Raw genomic sequence first — 25,831 nt, 5'->3', positions numbered from 1 at the left:
ACGGCGAAGACTGATCCAGAAGCGAGGCAACGCGTGGACCCTCCCCTCGATGGGGAGGGTCGGCGAGCGAAGCGAGACGGGGTGGGGTGGCTTGGAAGGCCGATGAGGTCACCATCGGGTTCGGCCTCATCGACTACATATCCACCATCCCGCCCGCCGATCGAATCGTCTAAGATGGCCGGGTGACCAGTTCCGTCCTCATCGTCGAACGGCCAGCCAAGGTGATCCGGCGGCTTGAACCTGTGCTGATCGACCAGATCGCTGCGGGCGAAGTGGTCGAGCGGCCGGCTTCGGCCGTGAAGGAACTCGTCGAGAATGCGATCGATGCGGGCGCCTCCACCATCGAGGTGGTGATCGAGGGCGGCGGGCGGCGGCTCATCCGCATCACCGACGACGGCGCGGGCATGTCGGCCGAGGATCTCGTGCTCGCCGTCGAGCGGCATGCGACCTCGAAGCTGCCGACAGCCGATCTCTTCGCCATCCGGTCCCTCGGCTTTCGCGGCGAGGCGCTGCCGTCGATCGGCGCCATCGCGCGCCTCACCATCACCACGCGCCAGCGCGATGCCGCGAACGGCTGGCAGATCGTCGTCGACGGCGGCCGCAAGGGCGAGGTCCGCCCCGCAGCGGCCAATCCCGGCACCCGCGTCGAGGTCACCGATCTCTTCTCGGCAACGCCGGCGCGCCTCAAATTCCTGAAAACCGACCGGACCGAAGCGCAGGCCGTCGCCGAGGTCGTGAAGCGCCTCGCGCTTGCCCATCCCTCTGTGCGCTTCGTCCTGTCGGGCGAGCACCTCACCGGCTTCGACCTGCCCGCCGAGACCGGTGGCGAAGAGGCGCTGCTCGGCCGCCTGACGCGCGTCCTCGGGCGCGACTTCCACCCGAATGCCATCCGCATCGACGCGGCTCGCGAGGGGGTCGAGCTCGGCGGCTATGCGGGCCTGCCGACCTTCCACCGCGGCACGGCCGCGCATATTCATGCGGTCGTCAACGGCCGGCCGGTGCGCGACAAGCTCCTCTTCGGCGCCATCCGCGCCGCCTATATGGACGTATTGCCATCGGACCGGCACCCGGCCATCGGGCTCGTCATCGGCTGCGATCCGAGGCAGGTGGACGTCAATGTGCATCCGGCCAAGACGGAGGTGCGCTTTCGCGATCCCGGCCTCGTGCGTGGCCTCGTCGTCGGCGCGCTGAAGGAGGCCTTGGCACGCGCCGGGCACCGGGCGGCCACCACCGGCGGCGCGCGCACGCTGGCGGCCTTGAGGTCCGTGCTCAACCCCTCGCAGCGCCCGGCCGCGTCACCCTCCAATGGGTTTGCTTTCCCCGCACCGGCGGTCGCGGCCCAGGCCCCGGAAGGCTGGCAGTCGCCGCTGCAAGGCTTCGCCGAACCGCAAAGGGGCTTCGCCGGGCTCGCCCCGTCCGCGGACGGGCGTGCTGGCGCTACGCCCATGCCGGAGGGAGCCCTCGACCAGCCGCTCGGCGCGGCGCGGGCGCAGATCCACGAGAACTACATCATTGCGCAGACGCGCGAGGGGCTCGTGATCGTCGATCAGCATGCGGCGCATGAGCGGCTCGTCTATGAGCGGCTGAAGCGGGAGCGCGCCGAGCGCGGCATCGCTCGCCAGCTTCTCCTCATCCCGGAGGTGGTCGAGCTCGACCCCGCCGAGGTCGACCGGCTCGATACCCATGCCGAGGCGCTAGCGGCGCTCGGGCTCGTAGTCGAAAGCTTCGGGCCGGAAGCCGTTGCGGTGCGTGAGGTGCCGGCGGCGCTTGCCGGCGGCGACATCCGCCGGCTCGTCATGGATGTGGCGGACGCCCTCACCGAATGGGGCGACACCCGCGCCCTCGAAGAAAAGCTCGACCATGTGCTCGCCACCATGGCCTGCCATGGTTCGGTGCGCTCCGGCCGGCGGCTGACGGCGGAGGAGATGAACGCGCTGCTGCGCGATATGGAGGCGACGCCCTTCTCCGGCCAGTGCAACCACGGCCGCCCCACCTATGTGGAGCTCAAGCTCGCCGACATCGAGCGCCTGTTCGGCCGGCGGTAGGCGTGGACCAATATCCGGCTCACGCACCGAAGCGAGCAATGACGACTTCCGTCTCTCCGTAGTCGCGGCGTTCGATATGCTCGAAGCCGTCGGGCAAGGTGAATTCGGCGCCTGCGGCCTCTTCGACCAAGACGAGCGCGCCGAGCGCGAGCCAGCCGCCGGCCGCTGCCGAGGCGAGCGCCCGTTCAGCCAGGCCCTTACCATAGGGCGGATCACAGAAGACGAGCGAGAAGGGCTCGAAGGGCGTCACCGGGCTGAGCTTCGTCGCATCGCGGCGGAAGATGCGGGTCACGCCGGCGGCCCCGAGCGCCTCCACATTGGCTCGGATGAGGCCGCGGGCCTCGGCTCCGTCATCGACGAGCACGGCGAAGGCGGCCCCGCGAGAGATCGCCTCCAGCCCCATGGCGCCGGTGCCGGCGAAAAGATCGAGCACGCGCGCGCCCCGGACGGGATCATCATAGGCATGGGCGAGCACGTTGAAGATCGTCTCGCGCAGGCGGTCGGAGGTCGGGCGCACGGCGCTCGACCTCGGCGTCGCGAGGCGACGTCCCTTATGCTGCCCGCCGATGATGCGCATGGCCGGAAAGAACCCGGATATCAGGATCGTGGCCGGCGCGGCCCACCCGGGCGGTCGCCGCGGCTCTTGCTGTCGGGGCCCTTGCCGTCGGGCCCTTTGCCGCCGGGCCCCCTGCTGCCGGGCCCCCTGCTGCCGGGCCCTTTGCCGCCAAACCCCTTACCGCCTGGCGATCTCGGCCGGAAGCCTTCGCCGGCCGGCTTCGGCCCACGCGGCTTTGCACCGCCGGGTCGGCCGGCGGTATCCGCTCCACCCCTAGCCCGCGGCCCTTGAAAGCCCCTGCCCTCGCGACGCTCCGGCGCCTCGGCCGTATCGCGCGGCGGTCGTCGCGGACCGCTTCTCGCGGGCTTCGCCTCCGCCGGCGTGCTGACGATGCGCTCGACGCGGACGCGGCGCCCCTTCGGATCGGTCACCGGGCTCTCCCGGCGATGTTCGCGCGCCGCGTTCTCCTCGCGTGCGGTCTTCGGATCGGCACCACGCCGCGGAACGCGGGTGTTGGTGCTGACCGGCCGCCTCTCCTCCGTCTCCGAATCGCGCCACACGCTGCGGGCCGGGCGCCCATGGTCGTCGCGGCCCCTGCCCTTGCCGCCTGCCCGCTGCTCGAAAGCTTCGGCGCCGCTGCGCGGCGTGGCGCGGCTCGGCTCTACAGCTGGTGCCGGCCCTTCGAGATCGACGCCGGCCTCGGCGGCGAGCCTATCCCCTAGCTGATCGCGCAGGACGGCGGTGCGGACTTCCTCAACCGCGCCTTCGCCGAGATCGCCGAGCTGAAAGGGACCGAAGGAGACGCGGATGAGGCGATTGACGCGAAGCCCCAGATGCTCCAGCACCCGTTTGACCTCGCGGTTCTTGCCCTCGCGCAGCCCGAGCGTCAGCCAGACATTGTCGCCTTGCACGCGTTCGAGCTTGGCCTCGATCGGCCCGTAATGCATCTCGTCGACGGTGATGCCGTCGGCGAGGCGGTCGAGCGTCGCCTGGTCGATTTCGCCATAGGCGCGCACGCGGTAGCGCCGTAGCCAGCCGGTCGCCGGATGGGCGAGCACGCGCGCGAGCCCACCGTCATTGGTGAGGAGGATGAGGCCCTCCGTATTGATGTCGAGGCGCCCGATCGTCACGACACGCGGCAACTCCGCCGGCAAGGCATCGAACACCGTGGCACGGCCCTCCGGGTCACGGGCCGTGGTGACGAGGCCGCGCGGCTTGTGAAAGAGCCAGAGGCGGGTGCGCTCGCGTGCACTGATCTCAACCCCGTCGACCGCGATGCGATCCTCTGCGCCGACCAGCGTCGCCGGCGTCGAAACAGGCTCGCCGTTCAGCGAGACGCGACCTTCGGCGATCATCACCTCTGCGTCGCGACGCGATGCGACGCCGGCGCGCGCCATGGCCTTGGCAATGCGATCGCGGCCGTCGTCGTGGCCCGCGTCAGCGGCGGGGGCGGCAGACGCCGGCCGTGGGGGCTTACGCATCCTGACCGCCGCGCCGGAGGGGGCGGTGGCGGCGCGGCTACGAGGCCGCTCGCCGTTGTCGACGCGGTCATTCTTGGCAAAGCGGCTCGTGCCGCCGCGACGCTCGCCGGTCCCGAAACGCTTATCGCCCCCTGTGGGCGCTTTGGACGGGCGGGCCTCGCCACGAGGTCCCGAGGCGCGAGGTGCCGAGGCTCGCTCGCCATCACGGCTCGCGCCCGGCCGCTTGTCGGGTGCTGTCCGTGGGCCGCTGCGTGTCCGGCCCCCAGAAGGCGGGGCCGCTTCGCCAGCGGGCCTTCCCTCGAAGCGCGGGTTTTCGTCATAGCGCGGCTTCGATTCGAAACGAGACTTGGCGGGCCCGCGCGACCTGTCCTCGGCACCACGCCCGCCGGTGACTCGGCCCTGGGACGCCGCGCCTTTGGCAAAGCTGCGGCCGGCGCGAGGTTTTTCCCCCGCCTCTCCCGGCGGGCGGTCAGCGGGCTTGTCCTTGAAGCGGCCGGTGCGCGGGCGCTCGGCGCGCGCGGCAGCGTCGCGCTCACCCTTAGCGGAGAAGCGGGGCGCTGGCTTGTCGGCACCTTGTCTGGCACGAGGACCGGCGCCGCGCGGCGCGTCCCGGCGGCCGCGCCCCTTCGGGCGCTCGTCTTCCGGCTTGTCATTCATGACTGCCCTGATAGCAGAGTGATGCAGGCGGCGCGAGAGTTCTCCACGCGTCAAGACACGGCATGAGCGATTGGACGGCTGAAGCGATTGGCACTGGAATGACGGACCGACGCAGATCGGAGGCGATGTGACGCAGAGGCTCGATCCGATGGCCCGGGCTTTCGATGAGGCGCGGGCGGCGGCGGCCCGCGGCGAGGTGCCGGTCGGTGCGGCCGTGGCGCATGGCGAGCGCCTGCTCGCCGCGGCTGGCAACCGCACGCGTGCGCTCAACGATCCCACCGCGCATGCGGAAATCCTCGCCATCCGGGCAGCTTGCGCGGCACTCGGTGCCGAGCGACTGACGGGCTGCGACCTCTATGTCACGCTCGAGCCCTGCCCTATGTGCGCGGCGGCGATTTCCTTCGCGCGCATCCGGCGGCTCTATTTCGCCGCTTACGATCCGAAGGGCGGCGCGGTGGAGAACGGGGTGCGGCTTTATGGCCAGCCCACCTGCCACCACGCTCCGGAGGTCTACGGTGGCTTGCGCGAGAGCGAAGCGGCAGAGCTGCTGCGGCGGTTTTTTGAAGAGAAACGGTAAGTTGAGGTAAGGCAATCACGCGGCTGTCACCCCGGAAGCGGCGGAGCCGCGGTCCGGCGTCCAGAACCGATGAGTATAGAGATTGGACGCGCCGGCCAGACCTCTGCTTTTTTCGCCCGGCATCGGTTCTGGATCCCGGGCGCCTCGCTACGCTCGGCCCCGGGATGACCGGCTGAGGTTCACGCGATCAGCTTGTAGGCCGGCAGTGTCAGGAATTCCTCGAACTCCTTGGCGAGCGACATGTCCGCGAAGAGCTTGATCGCTTCGGGGAAGCGGCCCTTGTCGTAGACGGCTGCGCCGAGCACGCCGCGCAGCGTCGCCATCTCGTCGTCGAGCAGGGCCTTGAAGAGCTCCGGGGTCACCGTGCGGCCGTCGTCAAGTGCGGCGCCGTGATAGAGCCACTGCCAAATCTGCGCCCGGCTGATCTCGGCGGTCGCCGCATCCTCCATGAGATTATAAAGCGGCACCGCACCGCGGCCGCGGAGCCAGGCCTCGATATACTGCACGCCGACGCGGATATTCTCCCGCAGGCCCGCTTCGGTGCGCGTGCCCTCGTGGACCTCGAGCAGGTTCTCGCGGGTGACCTGAACATCCTCGCGGCGCTTGTCGAGCTGGTTCGGGCCGGGCATCAGCCGGTCGAAGACCTCCATGGCAACGGGCACGAGATCGGGATGGGCGACCCAGGTGCCGTCGTGGCCGTCGCCGGCCTCGCGCTCCTTGTCGGCCTTGACCTTGGCAAAGGCCGCCTCATTCGCGGCCGGATCGTTCTTGACCGGAATCTGCGCGGCCATGCCGCCCATGGCGAAGGCGCCGCGCCGATGGCAGGTCTTGATGAGCAAGAGCGAATAGGCGCGCAGGAAGGCCTTGCCCATCACCATGGCACCGCGATCAGGCGTCAGGAAGGCCGGATTCTTGCCGAGCCGCTTGATGAAGGAAAAGATATAGTCCCAGCGGCCGCAATTGAGCCCGGCCATATGCTCGCGCAGCTCGTAGAGGATCTCATCCATCTCGAAGGCGGCTGGCAGCGTCTCGATGAGCACGGTCGCCTTGAAGCTGCCCTTGGTCACGCCGAGCACTTCCTCGGCATGGGTGAAGACGTCGTTCCACAGCCGCGCCTCGAGATGGCTCTCCATCTTCGGCAGATAGAAAGCGGGCGTCGCGCCCTGGGTGAGGATCGCCTTGGCATTGTGGAAGACATAGAGCCCGAAATCGAAGAGCGATCCGGACATCGGCTCGCCGTCGACGGTGACGTGATCCTCCAGGAGATGCCAGCCGCGTGGCCGCACGATGAGCGTCGCCGGCCGTTCGGAGAGCTTGTAGTGCTTGCCCGAGGTCGGATCGGTGAAATCGATCGTCTTCTGCCAGCGGTCGCGCAGATTGAGCTGGCCCTCGACCATATTGGCCCAGGTCGGCGAGGACGCATCCTCGAAATCGGCCATGAACATCTTGGCCCCGGAATTGAGGGCATTGATGATCATCTTGCGGTCGACTGGACCGGTGATCTCCACACGCCGGTCGAGCAGATCGCGCGGGATTGGCGCGACGCTCCAATCGCCGTCGCGGATATGCTTGGTTTCCGCCAGGAAGTCGGGTGTCTGGCCCTGGTCGAAGGCCTTCTGCCGCTCGACCCGCAGGGCGAGAAGGCGCCGCCGCGTGGCATCGAACCGGCGATGGAGATCGGCCAGGAAAGCAAGCGCTGCCGGTGTCAGTATTTCGTTCGTGCCGGTGACGGCTTCTCCCGTCACGGCGACGCCGGCCGGCATGGTGTGGGTTTGATCGGATTGGGACATGGCGCGTCTCCTCAAGACCATCACGGTTGGATGCAATGCGGACGCCGCAGCGGCATCCTTACACGGGCTCTACGAAGTGTCCGCCAATCGGCTTGTGAAGGAAAGCTCGGGAGTGGACCATCATTTGTGCCGGTTTGGAAAAAGCGGGGCGACCCGCAAACGTAACACCCCGCCGGACACCGGGTCGTGTTCATCCATTTACTAGGCAGAAACAGAGAAGGGATATATCAATGAGACATCCGCAGTCCTGCGGGCTCGTTGCGTATTTTCGCGAGGACGCGTGGCTATAGTGAGCCTGTTCCGGCTTCGCCGCCCCGAGGCGGAGATGACTGCGCCCGTGCCCGAAGCACCGGCGCCGGAGCCGACGCATGTCCAGATCGCTCCCAATATCGAGGAGCTGCTGAAGCAGCTCGAGAACGACACGCGTCTCACCATGCGGATCATCAGCCATTCGGCTGAACAGGTCCAATCAAAGGTCGAGGAAAGCGTCGCCCTCGTCGACCGCATCCGCAATGCGAGCTCCGAGCTGTCTGCCTTATCGGCGACGGCGCATGACGTCACCACCGGGCTCGTGCGCACGACCGAGCGGCTCGATCAGGCGAGCCACGCCATCGAGCGGGACATCGCCGGCACGGACGACTTCATCCGCGAGGCGCATGCACTTGCCAGCGACGTGACGAGCCGCATGCAGCGCCTCGGCTCGGCGGTGGAGCGCATCGCCAATATCGTCGCGGTGATCGGCACCGTCGCCCGGCAGACCAACCTGCTCGCCTTGAATGCCAGCATCGAGGCGGCGCGCGCCGGTCCTGCCGGGCGGGGATTTGCCGTGGTGGCGACCGAAGTGAAGCTACTTGCGAACGAGGTGCAGGAAGCAACCGGGGATATTTCTTCACAGATCACTATGCTGCAGACCTTCGCGAGCGAAAGCCACGAGGCGGTCGACCGCATCGCGACGCTGATCCGGCGGCTCGACCCGGTGCTGGGCTCGGTGCGCGACGCGGTCTCCGCGCAAATCGCCGGCACGCGCGATGTCGCCGACCGGGCGATGCAGAGCCTCAATTTCGTGAGCTCCGTGTCCACCAGCGCCAAGACGATGCAGGACATGACCGAGCTCGCCCGCGCCGCGAGCCGCAGCGCCGGCAGCGCGACCGGCAATATGGAACGCTCGCTCGGCTGGCTCACGCAGCGCTCGATGGCCGCTCTGCGCGACACGCCGATCGGCAACCGCCGTCGCTACGAGCGCGTGCCCGTCGCGATCCCGGCGATGCTGACACTTGGTGGCGACACCTATCCCGTTCGCGTGCTCGATCTCTCCAAAGGTGGCGTGCTGCTGGAATCCAACAGGATCGCTCTCGAGAAGGGCATGACAGGCTGCCTGGAGCCGGATGGCATCGGGCCGGTCGATGTCGCCGTGGTCGCCGTCAGCGACGATGGCGCTCATATCCGCTTCGAGAACCTCACCGATCCGATTCTGGCCCGCATTGAGGCGGTGATCCAAACCGTTCACCGCGCCACCCTGCCGCTCATCGAGATCGTGCAGTTGGCAGCCGGCGAAATCAGTGTTGCTTTCGAGAACGGAATGGCGGCCGGGGAAGTCGCGCTCGAGGACCTGCTAACCGTGGATTACCGACGGATCGCGGGCACCGACCCCGTGCAATACGAAACGAATGCGACCGCATTCTACGAGCGCGTGCTGCCGCCGATCTACGAACGATCAAAGGAATTCTGCCCCGGGAGCCTTTTCGTTCTCGCCTGCGACCGCAATTCCTATGTGCCGGTACATCACCCGCAATACTCCCTGCCGCAGCGGCCGGGAGAGCACGACTGGAACGACCTCAATTCCCGCAACAAGCGCATCATGGAACGGTCGAAGATGCTCGTCTCCGCCCGCAACCGCAATCCCTATGCGGTCACGCTGTTCCAACGCCACATGAGCGACGGCCGCATCGCGCCAACCAAGCTGATCGCCGCCCCCGTTTTCGTCTGCGGTCAGCTTTGGGGCAGTGTTCACATGGCTGAGATGTTGTAGCTCCCTCGAAAGAAGCCGGGCTTTGGCCGTCTGCGGTTGCCGCCCGAATTCCGGAGTAGACGTCTCAAAAAGATGCGGGTGGGAACATTCATCCGTTCCCACCCGCATACAGCCAGCTTGCCCTAAGGCTGCCGCCCCCTCCGAGCGGTGTCCTACCGTTTTGTGGCGCACTAGACGGCAAGAGCCCCCCGATCATCCCCGTGCACCGACGCCGACCGCCAACTTAGGCCGGGGCGCAGCACATCACGAGGCTGACCGTCTTGTAGCCGGCGCGCGTCTCGATCCGGCCCCAGGTGTCGACCGCGTCGTCACCGAAGACGCCGTGCTCTTCTGCGGGGATGAAGTTGTTGTTCGCGTCGGCGATGTGGATGTGGAACCCTTCGGGGACCTCGAAGCCATTGATGGCCCGTGCCGTTCCTTCGGGATCCTTCTCGAAGGCAGCGAGGAGAGACGTGTCTTCATAGACCGCCTTCGCAACGCCGCGCATCTTTTCATAGTCAACAGTCGCCAGCTGCCCTGCATTGGCAGCGACGAATTCCTTCAAGCTTTCGGTGGTCGTGGCCATAGCCGCCTCTTTCTGAGAACATGGTTAACAAATTATTAACACGCCAAATCTGGAGGAATGACAAGTCGTTCGGTCACGGAAAATGCCGAGTGCGAGCTGGTAACCGTTGCTGCTGGATCCGCCGGCAGTGCCTGTCACGGACTTTTGAACCGCTTGAAAAACCGCGAGCGCGGAACCCGCGCGCAGTGGGCATAATGCCGCGGTATATGGTTAACGTTGCGTGAAATCAGAAAGTTTTATCGCCGGGCCAAAAGGCTCAGGCTGTTGCGGAGCCCGCAACGCCGGCCATGGCGGGCGGTAACGGCCCACCATCAGCCCAGTCGAGCAGCTCGACTGTATGCAGTAAAATCATACCGGCGTTGCGCTCAGCGAAACCCTTCCGGAGCTGCTCCAGACACCCGATATTCCCGGTCGCAACAATCGGCGCTCCCGTCCGCAACAGATTCGCGGTCTTGCGCTCGCGCAATCCGGCGGAGAGCTCCGGCTGCAGGAGGTTGTAGGTTCCCGCCGAGCCGCAGCAGATATGCCCCTCGGGGACATCCTTCACGGTAAAGCCGGCGCGGCTGAGCAGGGTCTTGGGCGTATCCTTGATCTGCTGGCCGTGCTGCATGGAGCAGGCTGAGTGATAGGCGACCACGAGCCCGTTGCCCCGTGTCGTCCGCGGAAGATCAAGGGTTGCGAGATATTCCGTGATGTCCTTGGCGAGGCCTGCGACCCGCGCGGCCCTGTCCCGGTAGGCTGGATCGTCGCGGAACATGAAACCGTAATCCTTGATGGTCGTACCGCAGCCGGAGGCGGTGATGACGATCGCGTCGAGCCCCTCGCCTTCGATTTCCCGCGTCCAGGCGTCGATGTTGCGCGCGGCAAAAGCGTGGCTCGCCTCCTCCCGCCCCATGTGGTGCACAAGGGCGCCGCAGCACCCCTCGCCTTCCGCCAGCACGACTTCGATGCCGTGGCGGGTCAGCAGCCTGATGGTCGCTTCGTTGATGTCGGGATTGAGCACGGGCTGCGCGCAGCCGCCGAGGAGCGCGATGCGCCCCCGCCGCTCGCCTTGCGCCGGGATGACGCGCGGCCCTTCAGCTGCCCCTGGGGGCAGCCGGTCGGGCACGAGCGCCAGCATGGCGGCTAGCCGCGGGCCGATGCTCGGCAGTTTCGCGAGAAGGAAAGCAAGCGGCTTGCCCAGATGCGCTGCCCTCAGCGCCAGCCGAAAGCGCCGGGGATAGGGCAGAACGGCCGCGAGCACGGCGCGCAGCAGCCGATCATGCCACGGCCGGTGGTAGGTTTCCTCGATATAGGCCCGGGCATGGTCGACCAGATGCATGTAATTCACGCCCGAGGGGCAGGTCGTCATGCAGGAAAGACAGGACAGGCAGCGGTCGATATGAGTAACCACCTCTTTTGTGGCCGGCTTGCCCGATTCGAGCATGTCCTTGACGAGATAGATGCGGCCCCGGGGGCTATCGAGCTCATCGCCGAGCAGAAGATAGGTGGGGCAGGTCGCCGTGCAGAAGCCACAATGGACGCAGGTGCGCAGGATCTTCTCGGATTCCTGCATCTGCGGTTCGCGGAGCTGCTCGGGACGGAAATTGGTTTGCATCGAAGTCTCGATCAGGGGTGACAAAATCGGGCTTGCTCGGAGAGCCAGCGCGAGCGCAGGTCTTTACAGGCCCTCGTACATCCGCCCGCGCTCGAAAATGCCGGCGGGATCGAAGGCCTGCTTGATGCCGTGCGTCAGCCGCATCAAGGGCTCTGCCAGCGGCTGGAACACGGGAACGGCGCTGCGGATCTCGGCCGGGGCCCGCACCAGAGTGGCGTGGCCGCCACCGGCCGCGACCGCTTGCCGGATCGTCGCTGCGCCGACATCCCCCACGGCCGGGACGGCGGCCCAAATGAGCCCCCCGCCCCAATCATAGAACCAGCGGGCGTCGGGAATGGCGGCGAGCGCCTCGCCCATGTCCGGTCCACGCGAGGGCGCCACCGAAATGCGCCAGACGACGTCATCCGACCCGACGAAAGCGGTGACATCACGGATGCCCTGCCACACGGCTGAGGCCGCATCGTCGTCGAGAAGATCGGCCCGGCCGAAGGCCTGAAGCAGGCCCTGCAGCGCCTCCACCCGGTGGCGGACGGAAAACGCAAATCCTTCAGTGCGCAGATAAGTACGAGATGCGCGGTCGCCAATACCCGAGGGCAGATGAGCCGCGCCGCTCACCTCGAACGGCGAGCCCAAGGCGGCCGCCATGACCGCCACGGCGGTCCGGTCGTCGAGGCCGGTGAAGACAAGTGTCGCGCGGCGTTCCGGCTTCGGCAGAACCTTGAAGGTGACCTCTGTCAGGAAAGCGAGCGTTCCCCAGGAGCCGGCGAGCAATTTCACGAGATCGAGGCCGGTGACATTCTTCATGACGCGGCCGCCGGACTTGACGCTTTCGCCGCGACCGTTCACCGCCCGGATGCCGATGAGGCTGTCACGACAGGCGCCGGCCATGATGCGGCGCGGGCCGGAGAGATTGGCCGCGGCGAGACCGCCGACTGTCGGCTCGCCGGTGGCGCCGAGAAGGCCACGCAGATCTGGTGGCTCGAAGGACAATTCCTGCCCCCTCTCGCCGAGCAGTTGCTCCACCGCATGCAATGGAGTGCCGGCGCGGGCGGCGACGACCAGTTCCGCCGGCTCATAGAGCGTGATGCCGGTGAGGCCGTTGGAACTGAGGACCATCTCCTGCGTGGCGGCCCGGCCCATGCGAGCCTTGGTCCCGCCGCCGCGAATCGTGAGTGGGGTGCCCACACGCGCGGCCTCTACAACGAACCCAGCGGCTTCAGCTTCGGTGCCAGGGATCAGAGCGTTCACGACGCGGCCGCAGCATCTCCTCTCCCCGCCTGCGGGGAGAGGGTGGGGTGAGGGGCCAGCTCCGTTTGGCGAAGCGTTAGCAAGATCGTCTCCAAAATCCCGTCCAAATTCTGATTGATCTCGTGGTTCCAGAAACGCACGACCCGAAAGCCCTGGGCGGCAAGATACATGTCCCGCTTTTGGTCGTGCCGGCTCTCTGCATGCTGACTGCCGTCGAGTTCTACGACCAGCCTGCGCTCGCGACAGACGAAGTCGACGATATAAGGCCCGATAGGCTCCTGACGAACGAACTTATGTCCGGCGAGCTGACGGTTGTTGAGCCGGTACCAAAGTTTCCGTTCAACATTCGTTTGTGTCCGACGGAGATATCTCGCGCGGCCGATCGCAGCTGAATTCGCCCCACGCACTATCCGTCCCCTTGTTTCGCCGCCCCTCACCCTACCCTCTCCCCGCACGCGGGGAGAGGCACGCCCTAGGATGTGCGTTATTGGCTCACACCAACCCTGCCCTCAAGCGGGAAGACCTTGGCAGGATTGAGCAGCCAGTCCGGGTCGAAAACCCGGCGCACGCGCATCTGCTGGATAAGGTCGGCCTTAGTATATTGCGTGCTCATGAGATCGCGCTTCTCGATGCCGACGCCATGCTCCCCGGTGAGGCAGCCGCCCACCTCGACGCAGAGCTTGAGGATCTCAGCGCCCGCCGCCTCCGCCTTTTCGAGCTCGCCCGGCTTGTTGATGTCGTAGAGCACGAGCGGGTGGAGATTGCCGTCGCCGGCGTGGAAGATGTTGGCGACCTTGAGCCCATGGCCTGTGACGATCTCGTCGATGCGCTTCAGGACGTAGGGCAATTGCCCGGTCGGGATGGTGCCGTCCATGCACAGGTAATCGGCAATGCGGCCCATGGCGCCGAAGGCGGATTTGCGGCCCTTCCAGATGGCGGCGCTCTCGGCCTCCGACTGCGACACCTTCATCACCATAGGCGAGAAGCGTTCGGCGATGGCGCAGACGCGTCCCAAGGAATCGTCGATCTCGGCGTCGGAGCCCTCGACCTCGATGATCAGCATGGCTTCGACATCGAGCGGATAACCCGCCTGGGCGAAGGCCTCGCAGATGGTGATGGCGGGCCTGTCCATGAATTCGAGCGCCACGGGAATGATGCCGGCGCCGATGAGGGCGGCCACGCAGGCCCCCGCCGTCTCGTTCGACGAGAAGCCGATCAGCACCGGCCGCGCGCCCTCGGCTTGACGCAGGATGCGGACGGTCGCCTCGGTGAAGACGCCGAGTTGGCCCTCCGATCCGGTGATAAGGCCGAGAAGATCATAGCCCGCGCTGTCGAGCGCCTCCCCGCCGATCTCGACGATCGTGCCGTCGAGCAGCACCATGGTGACGCCGAGGAGATTGTTGGTGGTGACACCGTATTTCAGGCAATGCGCCCCACCGGAATTCATGGCGATATTGCCCGCAATGGTGCAAGCGAGCTGGCTCGACGGATCGGGCGCGTAAAAAAAGCCTTCCGGCGCGACTGCCTGGCTGATAGCGAGATTGGTGATGCCGGCCTGCACGCGCGCGGAGCGGTTGGCAAAATCGACGGCGAGCACGCGGCTGAGCTTGGACGTGCCCAGCACGATGGCATCTTCCTGCGGGATCGCGCCACCGGCCAGCGAGGTGCCCGCGCCGCGCGGGACAACCTTCACCCCCTGCGCGTTGCAAAAGGCGAGCACGGCCGAAACCTCGGCGGTGGAGGTCGGCAGCACGACGGCGAGCGGCAGGCGGCGGTAGGCCGTCAAGGCATCCGTCTCGAAGGCGCGCCGCTCGTCCTCGCTGGTGATGAGGCTGCCCGCCGGCACGAGCGCCGCGAGCCCGGCAATGATCGCATCGCGCCGGGCGAGAACGGACGCATCGGGCGTGGGAAAAGCGATGGCCGTCATGATGTCCTCCTGGTCCGCGGCTGCTCGACGGTCCGCGGTTCTCCATGCGCAGCATCGACCCAGCGAGTCTAACCGACGCTGTCGGGCTTTGACAGGATGCTACGCTGAGAGACATTATTTCCCTTTTGGAAAGAATGTCACGCGCTATGGACCATTTGGGCGATCTCGATATCTTCGCACGTGTCGTTGCGAGCCGAAGCATGTCGGCCGCCGGCCGCGAGCTCGGCTTTTCCGCGGCGGTCGTGTCCAAGCGCATCCGACGCCTGGAGGAGCGGCTCGGGGTGCGCCTTCTCCAGCGGACAACGCGGCAGATTTCGCTGACCGAGGCCGGCCAGGGCTTCTACGAGCGCGTCGTCTCCATCCTGTCGAGCATCGAGGAGGCGGAGGCCTGGGTGGCGCGCGGCAGCAGTGTGGCGCGCGGCGTGTTGCGCGTCTCCGCCCCCACCTCCTTCGGGCGACTGCATATCGCGCCGCATCTCAAGGCATTTCTCGACCGCTATGCAGCCGTGACCGTCGATCTCGACCTGTCGGACGGCTTCGTCGACGTGGTCGGCGAGGGGTTCGATCTGGCGATCCGCATCGCCGATCTCGAAGATTCGAGCCTCGTCGCCAAGCGACTCGCGCCCAACAACCGCGTGCTGTGCGCCACCCCCGACTATCTCGCCCGGCACGGGGCGCCGGAAGCAGTCGAGGATCTCGCCCGCCATCGCCTCCTCGTGCACAACGCCGACCACTGGCGCCTCGACGGGCCGGCGGGCCCGGTCGTCGTGCCGATCAAGGCGCCGCTCAGGACCAATTCGAGCGAGGTTGTGCGGGAGGCGGTGCTCGCCGGCATCGGCATCGCGCTGCGCTCGACCTGGGATATCGGACCGGAACTGCAGGCCGGGCGCCTCAAGGCCGTGCTGCCGGACTACGGCGGCTCGCACCGGGTCGCGGTCTATGCCGTCTACCCGAGCCGTCGCCATCTGGAGCACAAGGTACGCGCCTTCATCGACTATCTCGCCGAGCTTTACGGGCCAACGCCCTATTGGGACAGGGGACTCTCGGATGCGTGAAGCGCGAGGGTTCTTTTGCCGGCGACAATATTCTTAACTTGTGATTATTATTTGAGCAGCGAAGCTCAGGTCTCGGGCAGGGCGTCGGTTAGACACGCACCAGATCGCAGCGAGAGGTTGATGGCACAGTCTTNCTACGGAACGGCCGCCCCTTCTTTGTCCGCACAAAAAAGGCCGTGCCTCGCGGCACGGCTCAGTTGATTTGGCAGCGGTCGAAGCCATCGCGCCGACGACACGCCGTTCGATGGTCCCGAACCAGGAAAACGAAGAAGCACCCGCCTCACAGGAGACTAGAGCGACGCAGGAGCCGTCTTGGACGGCTCCTGCGTATTCCCGATTAGAACTCCACCGCGACGCCGACGCGTCCCACATGCTCCTTGCCGCCGCCGTTGGCATAGCCGGCATGGATCATTACCGGCATATTCGTGTCCAGGCGATGCGCCAGGCTCACGCCGAAGCCGAACTCGCTGCGGTAGAAGCCCGCCGAGGCCGAAACGGTGGTCTTGCCCGGAGCTGAGGGGGTCATGACCGGCGAGAGGGCTGCCGTCGCCGCGATACCCCGCCGGGTCTCCTTCAGCATGCTCTGGGTATAGGTGTACAACTGCCCTACGTTCACGGCATCGTTGGGAGCGATGCCAGGCGCCACATTGGTGATGCGGCGCTCGGCGCCCGGCGCACCGACTGACACGGTGTTGGGCTGGTCCGCCACCGAACCCGCACCGAGAGCGACGGAGTTGGGCGCACTCACAATGCTATCGGCACCCATGGCCACGGCCCGCGGGGCACTCGCCGTCACGAGGGCGTTCGTGCCCTGCGCAATGGAGTTGTCGGCCTCGACCCGTGCATTATGGCCGATGGCGATATCGCCGGGACCCGCAGCATAGGCGCTGTGGCCGATGGCCGTTCCGCCCCCGCCGAGCGCCTGGGCGTTGTAGCCGTAAGCCGTGGAGTAATCGCCGCTTGCGACAGATCTTCCGCCGATGGCCACGGATTCCGTGCCGGTCGCCGTGCCGACGACGACCCCGCCGGGAACCCCGCCACCGCCACCGCCACCGCCGTCACCGCCACCGCCATTGGCGCCACCGCCATTATCGATATCGACTCCGGCCTGGCTCAACCAGCCTCTTACCTCACCACGCGTCACTGCGTCGTGGTCGCCCTGGCTTTCAGCCACATTGGTGATGCGCCGGTAGAGCCCGGTGTTCCCGTCGCCCACCGAGACCGTCTTCGCCTGGTCGGCGACGGAGAAAGCGCCGATCGCCACGCTGTCGTCCGCACCCACTCCGACCGTCGCATGGGAGCCGAAAGCGGAGGCCCTGTCCGCAAAGGTCTGGGCGTAGGAGCCGAACGCGGTGCTGTAGTTGCCGGTGGTGCTCGCGGATACGCCTCTACCGAAGGAGTCGGTGCCGACGACGGTGCCGACTATGGCCTCCCCAGCCGTGAGCTGGCCTACAGCGTTTTCCAGATCCGTGAACTTCCGCAGGTTCACGGCATCAGACTGTTCGAGAGGATCGGCCACGCCGGTGATCCGCGTCTCCTGCTTGCTGCCGCCGACATCGCGATAAGCCGAGTACGCAGCGCCGCCCGTTGCACTCGCATCATAGCTGAGTGAGTTACCGATTTGGGTCTGTAAAGTCGCGACATCTTCATTGGTTTGATACAACTGGCTACCGACGACAACTTCATTGCTGTCTTTCTCTACGGCACCAGCCTGCACGCCAATGATCTTTCTCGGCTGCGGATTGCCGTTACCGCTCACTGCCCGCGAGGCATCAAAGAGCTTTTGGCTCTGACCATAGTAATCTTTACCTTGCTTATAGACCAGGGCATCACCATAATTTGCGGCGAAATCATCGACTTTGGTATCGACGTAACCCTTGTTGGCAGCGTCGGTAGTGTTGACCGGAGTAGCAACTCCAGTAATACGTTGCGCGACGCCGTTCCGAATGGCATTAAACGTGCCACCTGTATACTGCAATGCATTGGCGTTTAGATTTTGAACATCCGGTTCGAGACCGTCGATCCTCGTTCTCTCCACTTTCAACTGCTGGTAGTTGACCGCATCGTTATCCGCCGTGCCTGCACTGACATTGACAATACGGCGCTGCAGAGTGCCATCACCGACCGAGACGGTATTCGCCTCACCGGCGACCGACCCGGCGCCCAATGCGATCGAGTTGGGACCGGAAGCGGTGGCACTGCGGCCGATCGCAACGCCGCCTTGCCCCTGCGCTCCCACACCGGAGCCCTCGCCGATAGCGACCGATGAGGCTGAAAGAGCTTGTGCATTGATGCCGAGAGCCACGGCGTTCGTCTGCCCCCCGGTGTCCGCACCGAGCAGCACCGCGCCATCACCTGCCGTTACCCTGCCAGCGTTGGCACCGATTACGACGCTATCCTGACCGCCGCCACTCGTCCCGCCAGCATTCTGGCCGATGCCGATTGCCCCATCCTTGGCGGCATTCACGCCAGCGCCCAGCGCGATCGCACCGACTCCGCTCGATTTGCTGCCACGGCCGACGGCCACACCGTCGTCCGCCGACGCAGTGGCCGAGCGGCCGAGTGCAAGAGCGCCGACGCCATTTGCGGTAGACCCCGCTCCAAGCGCGATGGATCCTTCGGCGGACGCGTTCGCGTCTTTGCCAAATGCAAGTGCTTTCTCCGCCCCAGCCGTTGCATCACCGACGGCAAGCGCGTCGGCAGCACTGGCCGCAGCGCCGGCGCCGAGGGCTGTCGCGTCACTAGCCGATGCTGCAGCACCGGTGCCGACTGCCGTGGCATTGGTGGCCGTTGCTATTGCATTCGAGCCTAGAGCGGTGGCGTCGGCCTCGGTGGCTTGGGAATTGTTTCCGAGAGCAGAGGCCCGTTGCCCCGAAGCCGTGGCGCCATCGCCGAGGGCGCTCGAGTGCAGAGCCGACGCCGAGGCGTTGCCGACGGCGACCGCCCCCTCCTCAGTCGCGCCAGCGCCCTTGCCGATGGCTACGGCGTTCAGACCTTCGGCATGGGAGTTCTGGCCGATCGAAACGCTCGACGCGCCCGCCGCATTGGCGTTCACACCCACGGCGATGGCATTATCGGCGGCGCTACTCCCACCGGTGCGCGGGCCGACAATGAGGCCACTTCCGACAGTTGCCTGCACGATGACGTTGTCGATGAGCGACGTCTTCATCGTATTGTCGCCGGTCACGTGCAGCTTGTCTATCGTCTGATCATTAGTTGTTCCGTTGATCGCCACCGTATTAATTGTGGCGTTACTGGCCGTCAGATTATCAATCTGGGAATCCGCAATGTTGGAATTGGTAATTACTGCCGCATCGAGAACGTTCGCATTGCCCACGAGCTTCAAACCGGCCGCGAGGGTCGGCGTACCATCGGTGACTTCAACATTGTTGAGCTTCGACGCATTGATCGTGTTCGATCCGGTCATCACCAAAGTATTGGTTGCCGCTCCGACATCGGCAGCCGAAGCGCCGATCCCCACATTCTTGACGGTGGCCATTTCCATAATGGCGTTGTTCAGCTTGTTGACGGTCTCGTCACCCGTCAGGGTTAGGCCACTTTGGGCGGTGCTACTGGACACGATCTTGACGCTGTTCAGCTCGCTGGCATTCGTCAATGTAAGTGTATCGGTCGCCGAGTCCGTTGTTCCGGTGATCGCCGCCTTGGTAACACTGCCGTCGTTCAAGACATTCGTTGTGCCGGTGACCGTCAGCACGTCGTCATCGGCGCCGGTGGCAGTGCCACCGTTGATCGTGACGCCGTTTCCCTTGAAGTCGGTCGTCGTGGTATCCGTAAGCGTGCTGGCGTCGAGCGTCGAGCCGTTGGTTTTGTCAGTAATAGTAATAGTATTGATATCTCCGTCGGCACCTTGGGTTGCCGTAACTCCTACCAGTGGGGAAGTGCCGCTCACCTGCGCCATCGCCGGGCTTGCGCCGAGCGCGCAGGCGAGGGTCGCGACACTCACGCTGCCGAGCACCGCGGCCGCATAACGCAGATGCATGGGCTTCTTCTTCGTCGCAATGCGTTTGTCCTGTCCGCGCCGCTTCGGCGGGCTCTTTCGAATAGCTGCCACTGAAAATCTCCTTATTATCGAAATCCGGGGGGAGCCTTAGGGCTCTCCTGTCGACGATCAATGTTCGGAAACGCGACGGGCGAAACCACAGACACCCGCACTGCCTCAGTCGCTGCGAAACGCATCGCAACACGACAAGGCGGTCAGAATCGACGAACGCAGACTGGGAATAACGCGACAGTGGGCTATCACCGGCCCATCAGCGTGGCGACTTGCGCACCACACCGGGCATGGAGCGCTACACGCACCGGCAACGGAACGGCGATGTAAACATGCCACAGACTAAAGGCTTGTACTAAGGGGCATTTAAGCCGGGAAGGACCGGCCGGCCACGTCGACCCTGTATAAAAGCAATCGTGACGGCTACTCTTCGAAGCTCTTCTTATCCCCAACGACGCCTTGCTTCGGCGGGCGGCTCGAATGTCACTCGGCCAGCACGCGCGTGCGCGGCAGGACGATTTCCACCAGCGTGCCCTCGCGCTTGGCGCTGGTGATGGAGAGAGCGCCGCGATTGGCCTCCACGAGCGCCTTGGTGAGCGGCAGGCCAAGGCCCGTGCCGCCATGGCGGCGGGCGGTCGCGAGCTGCCGGAAGGGCTCCAGCGCCTGCTCGATTTCGGTATCGGTCATGCCGATGCCGGTATCGCGGACGCGCAAGGCCACTTCACCGCGGTCCGTCAGCGCACTCGAGACGATGACCTGGCCGCCGGCATCGGTGAATTTCACCGCATTCGACAGAATATTGAGCACGACCTGGCGCATGGCGCGCTCGTCCGCCACCACCGGCGGCAATTTGGGCGCAAGCGACGTGCGCAGCACGATTCGACCGCGCGCCGCTTCCGGCTGCAACAGCGCCACGCAGCTCGCCACGATCTCGTTCAGATTGACGCTGACGAAATTGAGCTCGAGCCGGCCCGCCTCGATCTTCGCGAGATCGAGCAGATCGTTGACGAGGCTGATGACATGCCCGCCGGAGACGTGGATGTCCTTGAGATATTCCTTGTAGCGTTCGTTGCCGACCGGGCCGAAGCGCTCCTCCTGCATCACCTCGGCGAAGCCGATGATGGCGTTCAGGGGCGTGCGGATCTCGTGACTGATCTTGGCGAGGAAATCGGATTTCTGGGCGCTCGCATCTTCCGCGGCCTTCTTCGCCTTGAGAAGATCGGCCTCGGCCTTCTTGAAGGCCGTCATGTCGCGGGCGACGAGGCAGAACTTGCGATGCGGCGGCTCGCTGATGCGCCCCATGGTGATCATCAGGGGGCTGCGGCCGCCCTGGCGCACGCGGCCCACGACCTCGCGGCCGTCGTTCATGACGCTCGCCACGCCGCCCGCCTTCAGCCCTTCGAGATAGTCGACGGCGACCACGTGGCTTTCGGGAGCGAGCAGAAGGGTGAAGAATTCACCCGCCACATCGCTTTCCTCATAGCCGAACAGGGCCTCGGCCGAGCGGTTGAGCGAGAGGATGCGGCCGCCCTCGTCGAGCACGATGACACCGTCCGTCGCCGTGTCGAGAATGAGGCTGAGCTCCTGCGCCCGTGCCTCGTGCGACACGAGCTCCTCTTCGAGCATGCGGATGCGGTCGGCGATCTCCGGCTCATGCGCGCGGCGGAAGGAGAGCAGCGTCGCCGGCGCGCCGTTCCATTCGAGCGTCGAGAGCCGGGCATCGACGGCGAGATCGGCACCATTCGCCGCCTTGAGCGCGATGGGCGCGGCGCCGTCGCCGACCTGCGCGCGGCTCGCGAAGAGATTCCACAGGCCGACTTCGGCCAGCGCCGCAACGTCCTGGTAGCCCAAGAAGTCGAGCAGCGTGCGGTTGGCATAAAGAATGTCGTCGCCGCGGCTGACGAGAATGCCGATCGGCAACTTGTCCGTGAGCGGCGCAAAGGACGGGCGATCGCCGGTGAAGGTGACCTGCCGGGCGGCTTGACGGGCCTTGGCGGCGGCGTCCGGCACGCTTCGCGGGACCGATTCGGGCGCCGGGGCGATCGGCGCCGGCGATTCGGGCGCCGCATCGGCGCGCGGGGCGGCCGCCGGCTCCGCATCCCGGCTTTTCGGCGGCGGGCCACCGGGCTCTTCCTCGCCGAGATAGCGGGCGCCGAGCGCCCGGGCGATCTCGCGGAAGGCGTTGCGCTCGTTCGGCGACAGGCTCGGGCGGCTCGGAGCGTTTGCCTCGGCCTCGCCGCCGCGGCTCGTCTCCACCACACGCAGCGGCACCACCTTGGGCGCGCCGAGCGTGGCGCCGACATGGCCGCGGACCGGCGCGAAAGGCCCGGGCGTGACCTCGGCCTCCGTCTCGCCCGCCTTCGGTTTGTCCGCCGCGGCGGGCGCGGGCACATCGGCGTCCGCTTCGGTTTGTGCCTCTGTCTCGGCCATGTCCGCGTGCTCCGCCGCTTCTTCCGGCGTGCCCGTCTCGGTTTGCGCGTCGATCTGGTCGGGAGCCTCTTCCTGAGGCGCTTCCTCGCCGACCGGGGCTTGGAAGGCGACAGCATCCTCAACTAAGAGCTCCGGAACCACCGGCTCTTCAGCTGCGGCGTCCTGAGCGACGGGCTCATCGGCCGTGGCTTCCGGGGCGCCGTGCTCTTCAACGGCGGTGTCCTGCGCGATGGGCAGGTCGGCGGCGACCGCCTCCTCGGCCGTGGCTTCCTGGGTGACGGCCTCCTCGGCCGTGGCTTCCGGGGCGATGTGCTCTTCAGCGGCGGTGTCCTGCGCGACGGGCAGGTCGGCGGCGACGTCCTGGACGACCGCCTCCTCGGCCGTGGCTTCTAGGGGAGCGGGCTCGTCGCCCACGGCGTCTTCGGCCACCGATTCTACGTCTTCGACGACGGCGCCTTCCGCTGCACCTTCGGCAGCGTCGTCCTGAGGCCCCGTGTCTTGAACCTCGGTCTCTTGAACTTCGGGGTTTTGGATATCCCTATCCTGGACGTGAATGTCCTGGGGCTGGATGCTCTGCAGGTGAGCGTCCTGCTGTTGAGCGTTCTGGAGTTGAGCGTCCTGCGCCTCAGCGTCTTGGACTGCTGCTTCCGCCGGTTCATTTTCGACCGTCGTCTCGCCGCCCTCGCCCGAGGTCAGGTCTTCCGCTTGCCGCTGATCGTCGAGCCCGCTTTCAAAGGGGGCCTCTTCCGCCGCGATTGCCTCAGCCGCGATTGTCTCAGCCGGCGCATCGGTCTCGTCCTGCTCGGACGGGGCAGTGACGAAGGCGGCCTCGTCGGTCCGATCGTCCGCATCGCGCTCTTCCGGCTGCCCCGGCTCGAAGGCGGTCGACTCATCCAGATGGGACGCACTTTCGGCGGTCGCCACGATGGCGGCGACTTCGGCCGCGTCGAGCTCTGCCATCTCTGCCTCGGCAGGTGGCTCGTCTTCGATCGCGCTGGCGGTTTCCTGTTCGGTCTCGTCCGGGTCGTGGAGAACAGCGGTCTCCTCGCCGTCTTCGCCCTGTACAGCGTCTGCGACCACCGGCGAAACCGCGGCGGGCGCCTCCTCGACCTCGCTCAGGCGGCAGAGGCCATAGCCGCGATAGGCGTCGCCCGTCTCACCGGGCACCGGCACGGCGCCGAGTTCCACGGGGACGTAGGCCTCACCCTGCCCCACCCGCCAGGACACCGTGCAGCGCGGCCATGTGGTCTGGCGGCTGAGGGCCTCCAGGATGCTGCCGGCGGGATCGCGGACGATATCACCGACGAGTTCGCTCCATTGCCGGCCGACGACAGCCGCCGCATCCGGCCCGACGACCTCAGCCAATTCCGGCGAGACGCGCGTGATGAGCCCGGTGCCGTCGCAGGCCCAGACGAAACGCATGGTGCGGCGCATCGCGGCGAGATGCCGCAGTTGCGCGCGTTGGTCGTGAAGGTCGGCCGTCTCCGGCGAAACCTCGGGCTCGGCCGGCGAAGGCTCGGCCGAGTCCGCTGCCGGCTCAGCGATTTCAGCCACGGATTCGTCGGCTCGCGGCTCCCCGTCGGTCCCGGCAACCGCAGGTACGGCAGGGAAATCGAGCGTCGCGAAGCTTTTCGGCAGAGATCCGACGACGGCGGTCAGCACCGCGCGCTCGTTGTCCGCAGTGGTGATGCTACGGCAGGCCACGGTGACGAGTTCTGCCCGTCGGCCGACCATGATGCGCCACCGCTCGAGCCGGATGCCGTTCTCCGGCGCCCGCTCGGCCAGCGGCCGCAGGTAGCGTTCGGCCTCGGCGGTCGGTCCGCCCGCCGTCAAGGCGCCGACGAGCGGCATGGCTTCGGGGGAGGCCCACAACGCATGCGCATCGGCGGCCGACCACACGACCACGGCCGCCTTCGGCTTCAAGAACGGCGCCAGCGACGGGTCGCGTCGCAGATCGGCTATCACCGCACTGAACTCCATCAAACTTGCGCCCCGCCCGTCACCGCCGCCTCGCGCCGACAATGGCTAACGAAGCTTTAATAACAGGCATGGCCGCGAGCCGTCACGGCACATGCCCAGCCTATCCGCACTAACCTGATGTTAGTGTTAATCGGTCGCGGGGCAAGTTAACATAAGCCTCGAAAAGCCAAGCGGGTTTCTGGCCAGGCTGTGGACAGCTGCCGCCTCCCGCGCGATCGCCGATCCTTGCATTTGTGCGTTGCAACATGTATATTGCGCCGCACAACAACGCCACGCTATCCAAGGAGCGCAAGATGATCAATCCAGGAATGCCCAATTACGAGATCCCCGCCGAGTTCCGCCGCCTCGCGGAACAGAATGTGGAGCAGGCGCGCAAAGCCTTCACCGGCTTTCTCGATGCGGCCAACAAGGCCGTAGAGGTCTTCGGCGGCTCGACGCCATTGCCTGGTGCCGGCGAAGTGACGCGGCGTACGCTCGCCTATGCGGAGCAGAATGTCACGGCCGCCTTCGATCTGGCGCAGAAGCTGGTGCAGGCGCGCGACGTGAACGAGGCGCTGAAGCACCAGTCCGACTACCTGCACGCCCAGGTGGCGTCTCTGCAGGAGCAGCTCAAGGACTTCACGGCGGCCGTCGACAAGGTGCGCGAAGATGTAACCGGCGGGTCGACACCGACCGGTCGCAATGGAAGCGGCAAGGGCCCGACGGGTCCGGGCACCGGCGCGCCCGGCAAGGCGGTCTGAGCACGGGCTCAGAGCTCAGCCGTCCCTGAACAGGGTGGCCGCCCGACAGTTCTTCCAGCGACGCTGATCCACGAGGAAATGACGCATGGACAAGCCAAAGCAGATGGGTAAGCCGCAGCCGCAAAAGGCGGTGGCGAAAACAAGCTCCCCACGATCGGCCGCTCCGAAGCCGGCGTCCACCGCAATCGCCAAACCTGCGGTTGCTCCAAGCAAAGCTGTTCAGGAGAAGGCCGCGCCCCCCGCGAAAGCCGCGCCGGCGCCATTGCCTGCCGCCACGACCTCGGTGGCGGAGACGCTGGCTGCGACGAAACCGACAAAAGCGCGCACTGCTGCGCCAAAACCGAAGGTCGGGCCGGCAGCTGCGCTGTCCACAGGTGTTGCCGACCGCACTGTCGAGACCGCCCTCGATGGCGGCAAAGCCGCAACGACCCAAGTCGGTCAAATGGTGGCGAAAGCCGCTGTGAAGGCTGCCGAGCATGCGCCCCAAACGGCCGCCCCGCCCCCGCCACGGCCGATCTCCTCGCCACCCCCCGCACGGGTCGCCGCGGAGCCGCCCACCGCGCCTCTCGTTGCCTTGACCGAGACAGGTCTCGCACAGGCCAGGCAAACCTTCGCCACCGTCCAGGAGCAGCGGGAAGCCTGGAACCGCAGCCTCGTGGCCAGCGCCAATGCGACGACCAAGGCCGCCACCGTGATCAACGGCAAGGTGCTCGACCTCGTCCGCAGTCAGACGGATGCAACGCTCGGGCTCTGGCGGGCGCTGCTCGACGTGACCTCCGTGGCCGAAGCGGTCGAACTGCAGACCCGCGAACTGCGCCGCCAATACGAGAATACGACGACGCGGGTGAAGGATATCGCGGAGACGGCATCGCGGCTCGCGCAGGAGGCCACCGCGCCTCTCGCCAAGGGACCCACGCGCCCCGGCGCCTGATCGAAAACCGCCGACGCGTGGTCTTGCATTCACGCGTCGATGCGCATAGTTTCCGGCCGCTGATGGACATGCGCCGCTTCTGGCGTCGCGTTCGCAGCCGCGTGCAGCTGTAGCTCAGTTGGTTAGAGCGCCTGATTGTGGATCAGGAGGTCCCCCGTTCAAGCCGGGGCAGCTGTACCATCCGCCTCAGCCCTCCCTATGACGATATGCT

General features: G+C 66.3%; 17 protein-coding genes and 1 tRNA gene. 7 read left to right on the top strand and 11 right to left on the bottom strand.

Annotated features, from left to right (window positions below; translation table 11 throughout):
* Nucleotides 1-182: 182 nt before the first annotated feature.
* Nucleotides 183-2,045 (top strand): DNA mismatch repair endonuclease MutL, encoded by a 1,863-nt coding sequence (gene mutL / locus ACFQU1_RS19355; protein WP_378135698.1) that lies wholly within the window; start codon nucleotides 183-185, stop codon nucleotides 2,043-2,045.
* 19 nt (nucleotides 2,046-2,064) lie between these two features.
* Here mutL and rsmD read toward each other — a convergent pair whose 3' ends face one another.
* Both rsmD and ACFQU1_RS19345 read right to left on the bottom strand, forming a co-directional pair.
* A complete protein-coding gene (rsmD, locus tag ACFQU1_RS19350) occupies nucleotides 2,065-2,622 on the bottom strand; it encodes a 16S rRNA (guanine(966)-N(2))-methyltransferase RsmD (RefSeq protein ID WP_378135696.1) in 558 nt (185 codons plus the stop codon).
* A gap of 20 nt (nucleotides 2,623-2,642) precedes the next feature.
* Nucleotides 2,643-4,082 (bottom strand): pseudouridine synthase, encoded by a 1,440-nt coding sequence (locus tag ACFQU1_RS19345; RefSeq protein WP_378135694.1) that lies wholly within the window; start codon nucleotides 4,080-4,082, stop codon nucleotides 2,643-2,645.
* An 805-nt stretch (nucleotides 4,083-4,887) separates the two neighbouring features.
* Between ACFQU1_RS19345 and ACFQU1_RS19340 the strand changes: the two genes are divergently transcribed.
* Nucleotides 4,888-5,316: a nucleoside deaminase gene (locus ACFQU1_RS19340; protein WP_378136773.1), complete on the top strand. Its 429-nt coding sequence runs from the start codon at nucleotides 4,888-4,890 to the stop codon at nucleotides 5,314-5,316.
* 179 nt (nucleotides 5,317-5,495) lie between these two features.
* Here ACFQU1_RS19340 and aceB read toward each other — a convergent pair whose 3' ends face one another.
* Entirely contained in the window at nucleotides 5,496-7,106 is a 1,611-nt protein-coding gene (gene aceB / locus ACFQU1_RS19335; protein ID WP_378135692.1) for a malate synthase A, read from the bottom strand.
* 325 nt (nucleotides 7,107-7,431) lie between these two features.
* Here aceB and ACFQU1_RS19330 point away from each other — a divergent pair, with 325 nt between their 5' ends.
* On the top strand, nucleotides 7,432-9,135 hold the full coding sequence (locus ACFQU1_RS19330) for a methyl-accepting chemotaxis protein (protein ID WP_378135690.1): 1,704 nt from the start codon (nucleotides 7,432-7,434) through the stop codon (nucleotides 9,133-9,135).
* A gap of 223 nt (nucleotides 9,136-9,358) precedes the next feature.
* Here the strand turns inward: ACFQU1_RS19330 and ACFQU1_RS19325 are convergent, their stop codons facing one another.
* From ACFQU1_RS19325 to ACFQU1_RS19305, 5 genes are all read right to left on the bottom strand, one after another.
* On the bottom strand, nucleotides 9,359-9,700 hold the full coding sequence (locus ACFQU1_RS19325; protein WP_378135688.1) for a hypothetical protein: 342 nt from the start codon (nucleotides 9,698-9,700) through the stop codon (nucleotides 9,359-9,361).
* Between the two features lie 256 nt (nucleotides 9,701-9,956).
* Nucleotides 9,957-11,297 (bottom strand): glycolate oxidase subunit GlcF, encoded by a 1,341-nt coding sequence (glcF, locus tag ACFQU1_RS19320; protein ID WP_378135686.1) that lies wholly within the window; start codon nucleotides 11,295-11,297, stop codon nucleotides 9,957-9,959.
* A 63-nt stretch (nucleotides 11,298-11,360) separates the two neighbouring features.
* Nucleotides 11,361-12,545 (bottom strand): glycolate oxidase subunit GlcE, encoded by a 1,185-nt coding sequence (glcE, locus tag ACFQU1_RS19315; protein ID WP_378135684.1) that lies wholly within the window; start codon nucleotides 12,543-12,545, stop codon nucleotides 11,361-11,363.
* Nucleotides 12,542-12,952 carry an endonuclease domain-containing protein gene (locus ACFQU1_RS19310; protein ID WP_378135682.1) on the bottom strand — a complete coding sequence of 137 codons (411 nt, stop codon included), beginning with the start codon at nucleotides 12,950-12,952 and terminating at the stop codon, nucleotides 12,542-12,544. The genes glcE and ACFQU1_RS19310 overlap by 4 nt, the downstream gene beginning before the upstream one ends.
* 77 nt (nucleotides 12,953-13,029) lie before the next feature.
* Complete coding sequence (locus tag ACFQU1_RS19305; RefSeq protein WP_378135680.1) at nucleotides 13,030-14,472, bottom strand: FAD-linked oxidase C-terminal domain-containing protein; 1,443 nt, start codon at nucleotides 14,470-14,472, stop codon at nucleotides 13,030-13,032.
* A 146-nt stretch (nucleotides 14,473-14,618) separates the two neighbouring features.
* Between ACFQU1_RS19305 and ACFQU1_RS19300 the strand changes: the two genes are divergently transcribed.
* Nucleotides 14,619-15,527, top strand: a complete 909-nt coding sequence (locus ACFQU1_RS19300; protein ID WP_378136771.1) for a LysR family transcriptional regulator — start codon at nucleotides 14,619-14,621, stop codon at nucleotides 15,525-15,527.
* A gap of 337 nt (nucleotides 15,528-15,864) precedes the next feature.
* Here the strand turns inward: ACFQU1_RS19300 and ACFQU1_RS19295 are convergent, their stop codons facing one another.
* Both ACFQU1_RS19295 and ACFQU1_RS19290 read right to left on the bottom strand, forming a co-directional pair.
* The gene (locus ACFQU1_RS19295) at nucleotides 15,865-19,599 is read right to left on the bottom strand and encodes a YadA family autotransporter adhesin (protein ID WP_378135678.1); all 3,735 of its coding nucleotides are present in this window, start codon (nucleotides 19,597-19,599) and stop codon (nucleotides 15,865-15,867) included.
* A 423-nt stretch (nucleotides 19,600-20,022) separates the two neighbouring features.
* A complete protein-coding gene (locus ACFQU1_RS19290) occupies nucleotides 20,023-23,934 on the bottom strand; it encodes an ATP-binding protein (RefSeq protein WP_378135676.1) in 3,912 nt (1,303 codons plus the stop codon).
* Nucleotides 23,935-24,242: 308 nt separating this feature from the next.
* Between ACFQU1_RS19290 and ACFQU1_RS19285 the strand changes: the two genes are divergently transcribed.
* Nucleotides 24,243-24,689 (top strand): phasin family protein, encoded by a 447-nt coding sequence (locus ACFQU1_RS19285; RefSeq protein WP_378135674.1) that lies wholly within the window; start codon nucleotides 24,243-24,245, stop codon nucleotides 24,687-24,689.
* Between the two features lie 219 nt (nucleotides 24,690-24,908).
* Here the strand turns inward: ACFQU1_RS19285 and ACFQU1_RS19280 are convergent, their stop codons facing one another.
* Nucleotides 24,909-25,061, bottom strand: coding sequence for a hypothetical protein (locus tag ACFQU1_RS19280; RefSeq protein ID WP_378135672.1), 153 nt, complete (start codon nucleotides 25,059-25,061; stop codon nucleotides 24,909-24,911).
* A 202-nt stretch (nucleotides 25,062-25,263) separates the two neighbouring features.
* Between ACFQU1_RS19280 and ACFQU1_RS19275 the strand changes: the two genes are divergently transcribed.
* A complete protein-coding gene (locus tag ACFQU1_RS19275; protein ID WP_378135670.1) occupies nucleotides 25,264-25,620 on the top strand; it encodes a phasin family protein in 357 nt (118 codons plus the stop codon).
* 103 nt (nucleotides 25,621-25,723) lie between these two features.
* Nucleotides 25,724-25,800: transfer RNA gene (locus ACFQU1_RS19270), tRNA-His, on the top strand.
* Nucleotides 25,801-25,831 lie beyond the last annotated feature (31 nt).

The sequence above is a fragment of the Chelatococcus sp. GCM10030263 genome, from assembly GCF_042666455.1.
Classification (GTDB): Bacteria; Pseudomonadota; Alphaproteobacteria; order Rhizobiales; family Beijerinckiaceae; genus Chelatococcus.
Note: the sequence above shows the minus strand (reverse complement) of the source record. Positions and strands in the feature narration are given on the sequence as shown.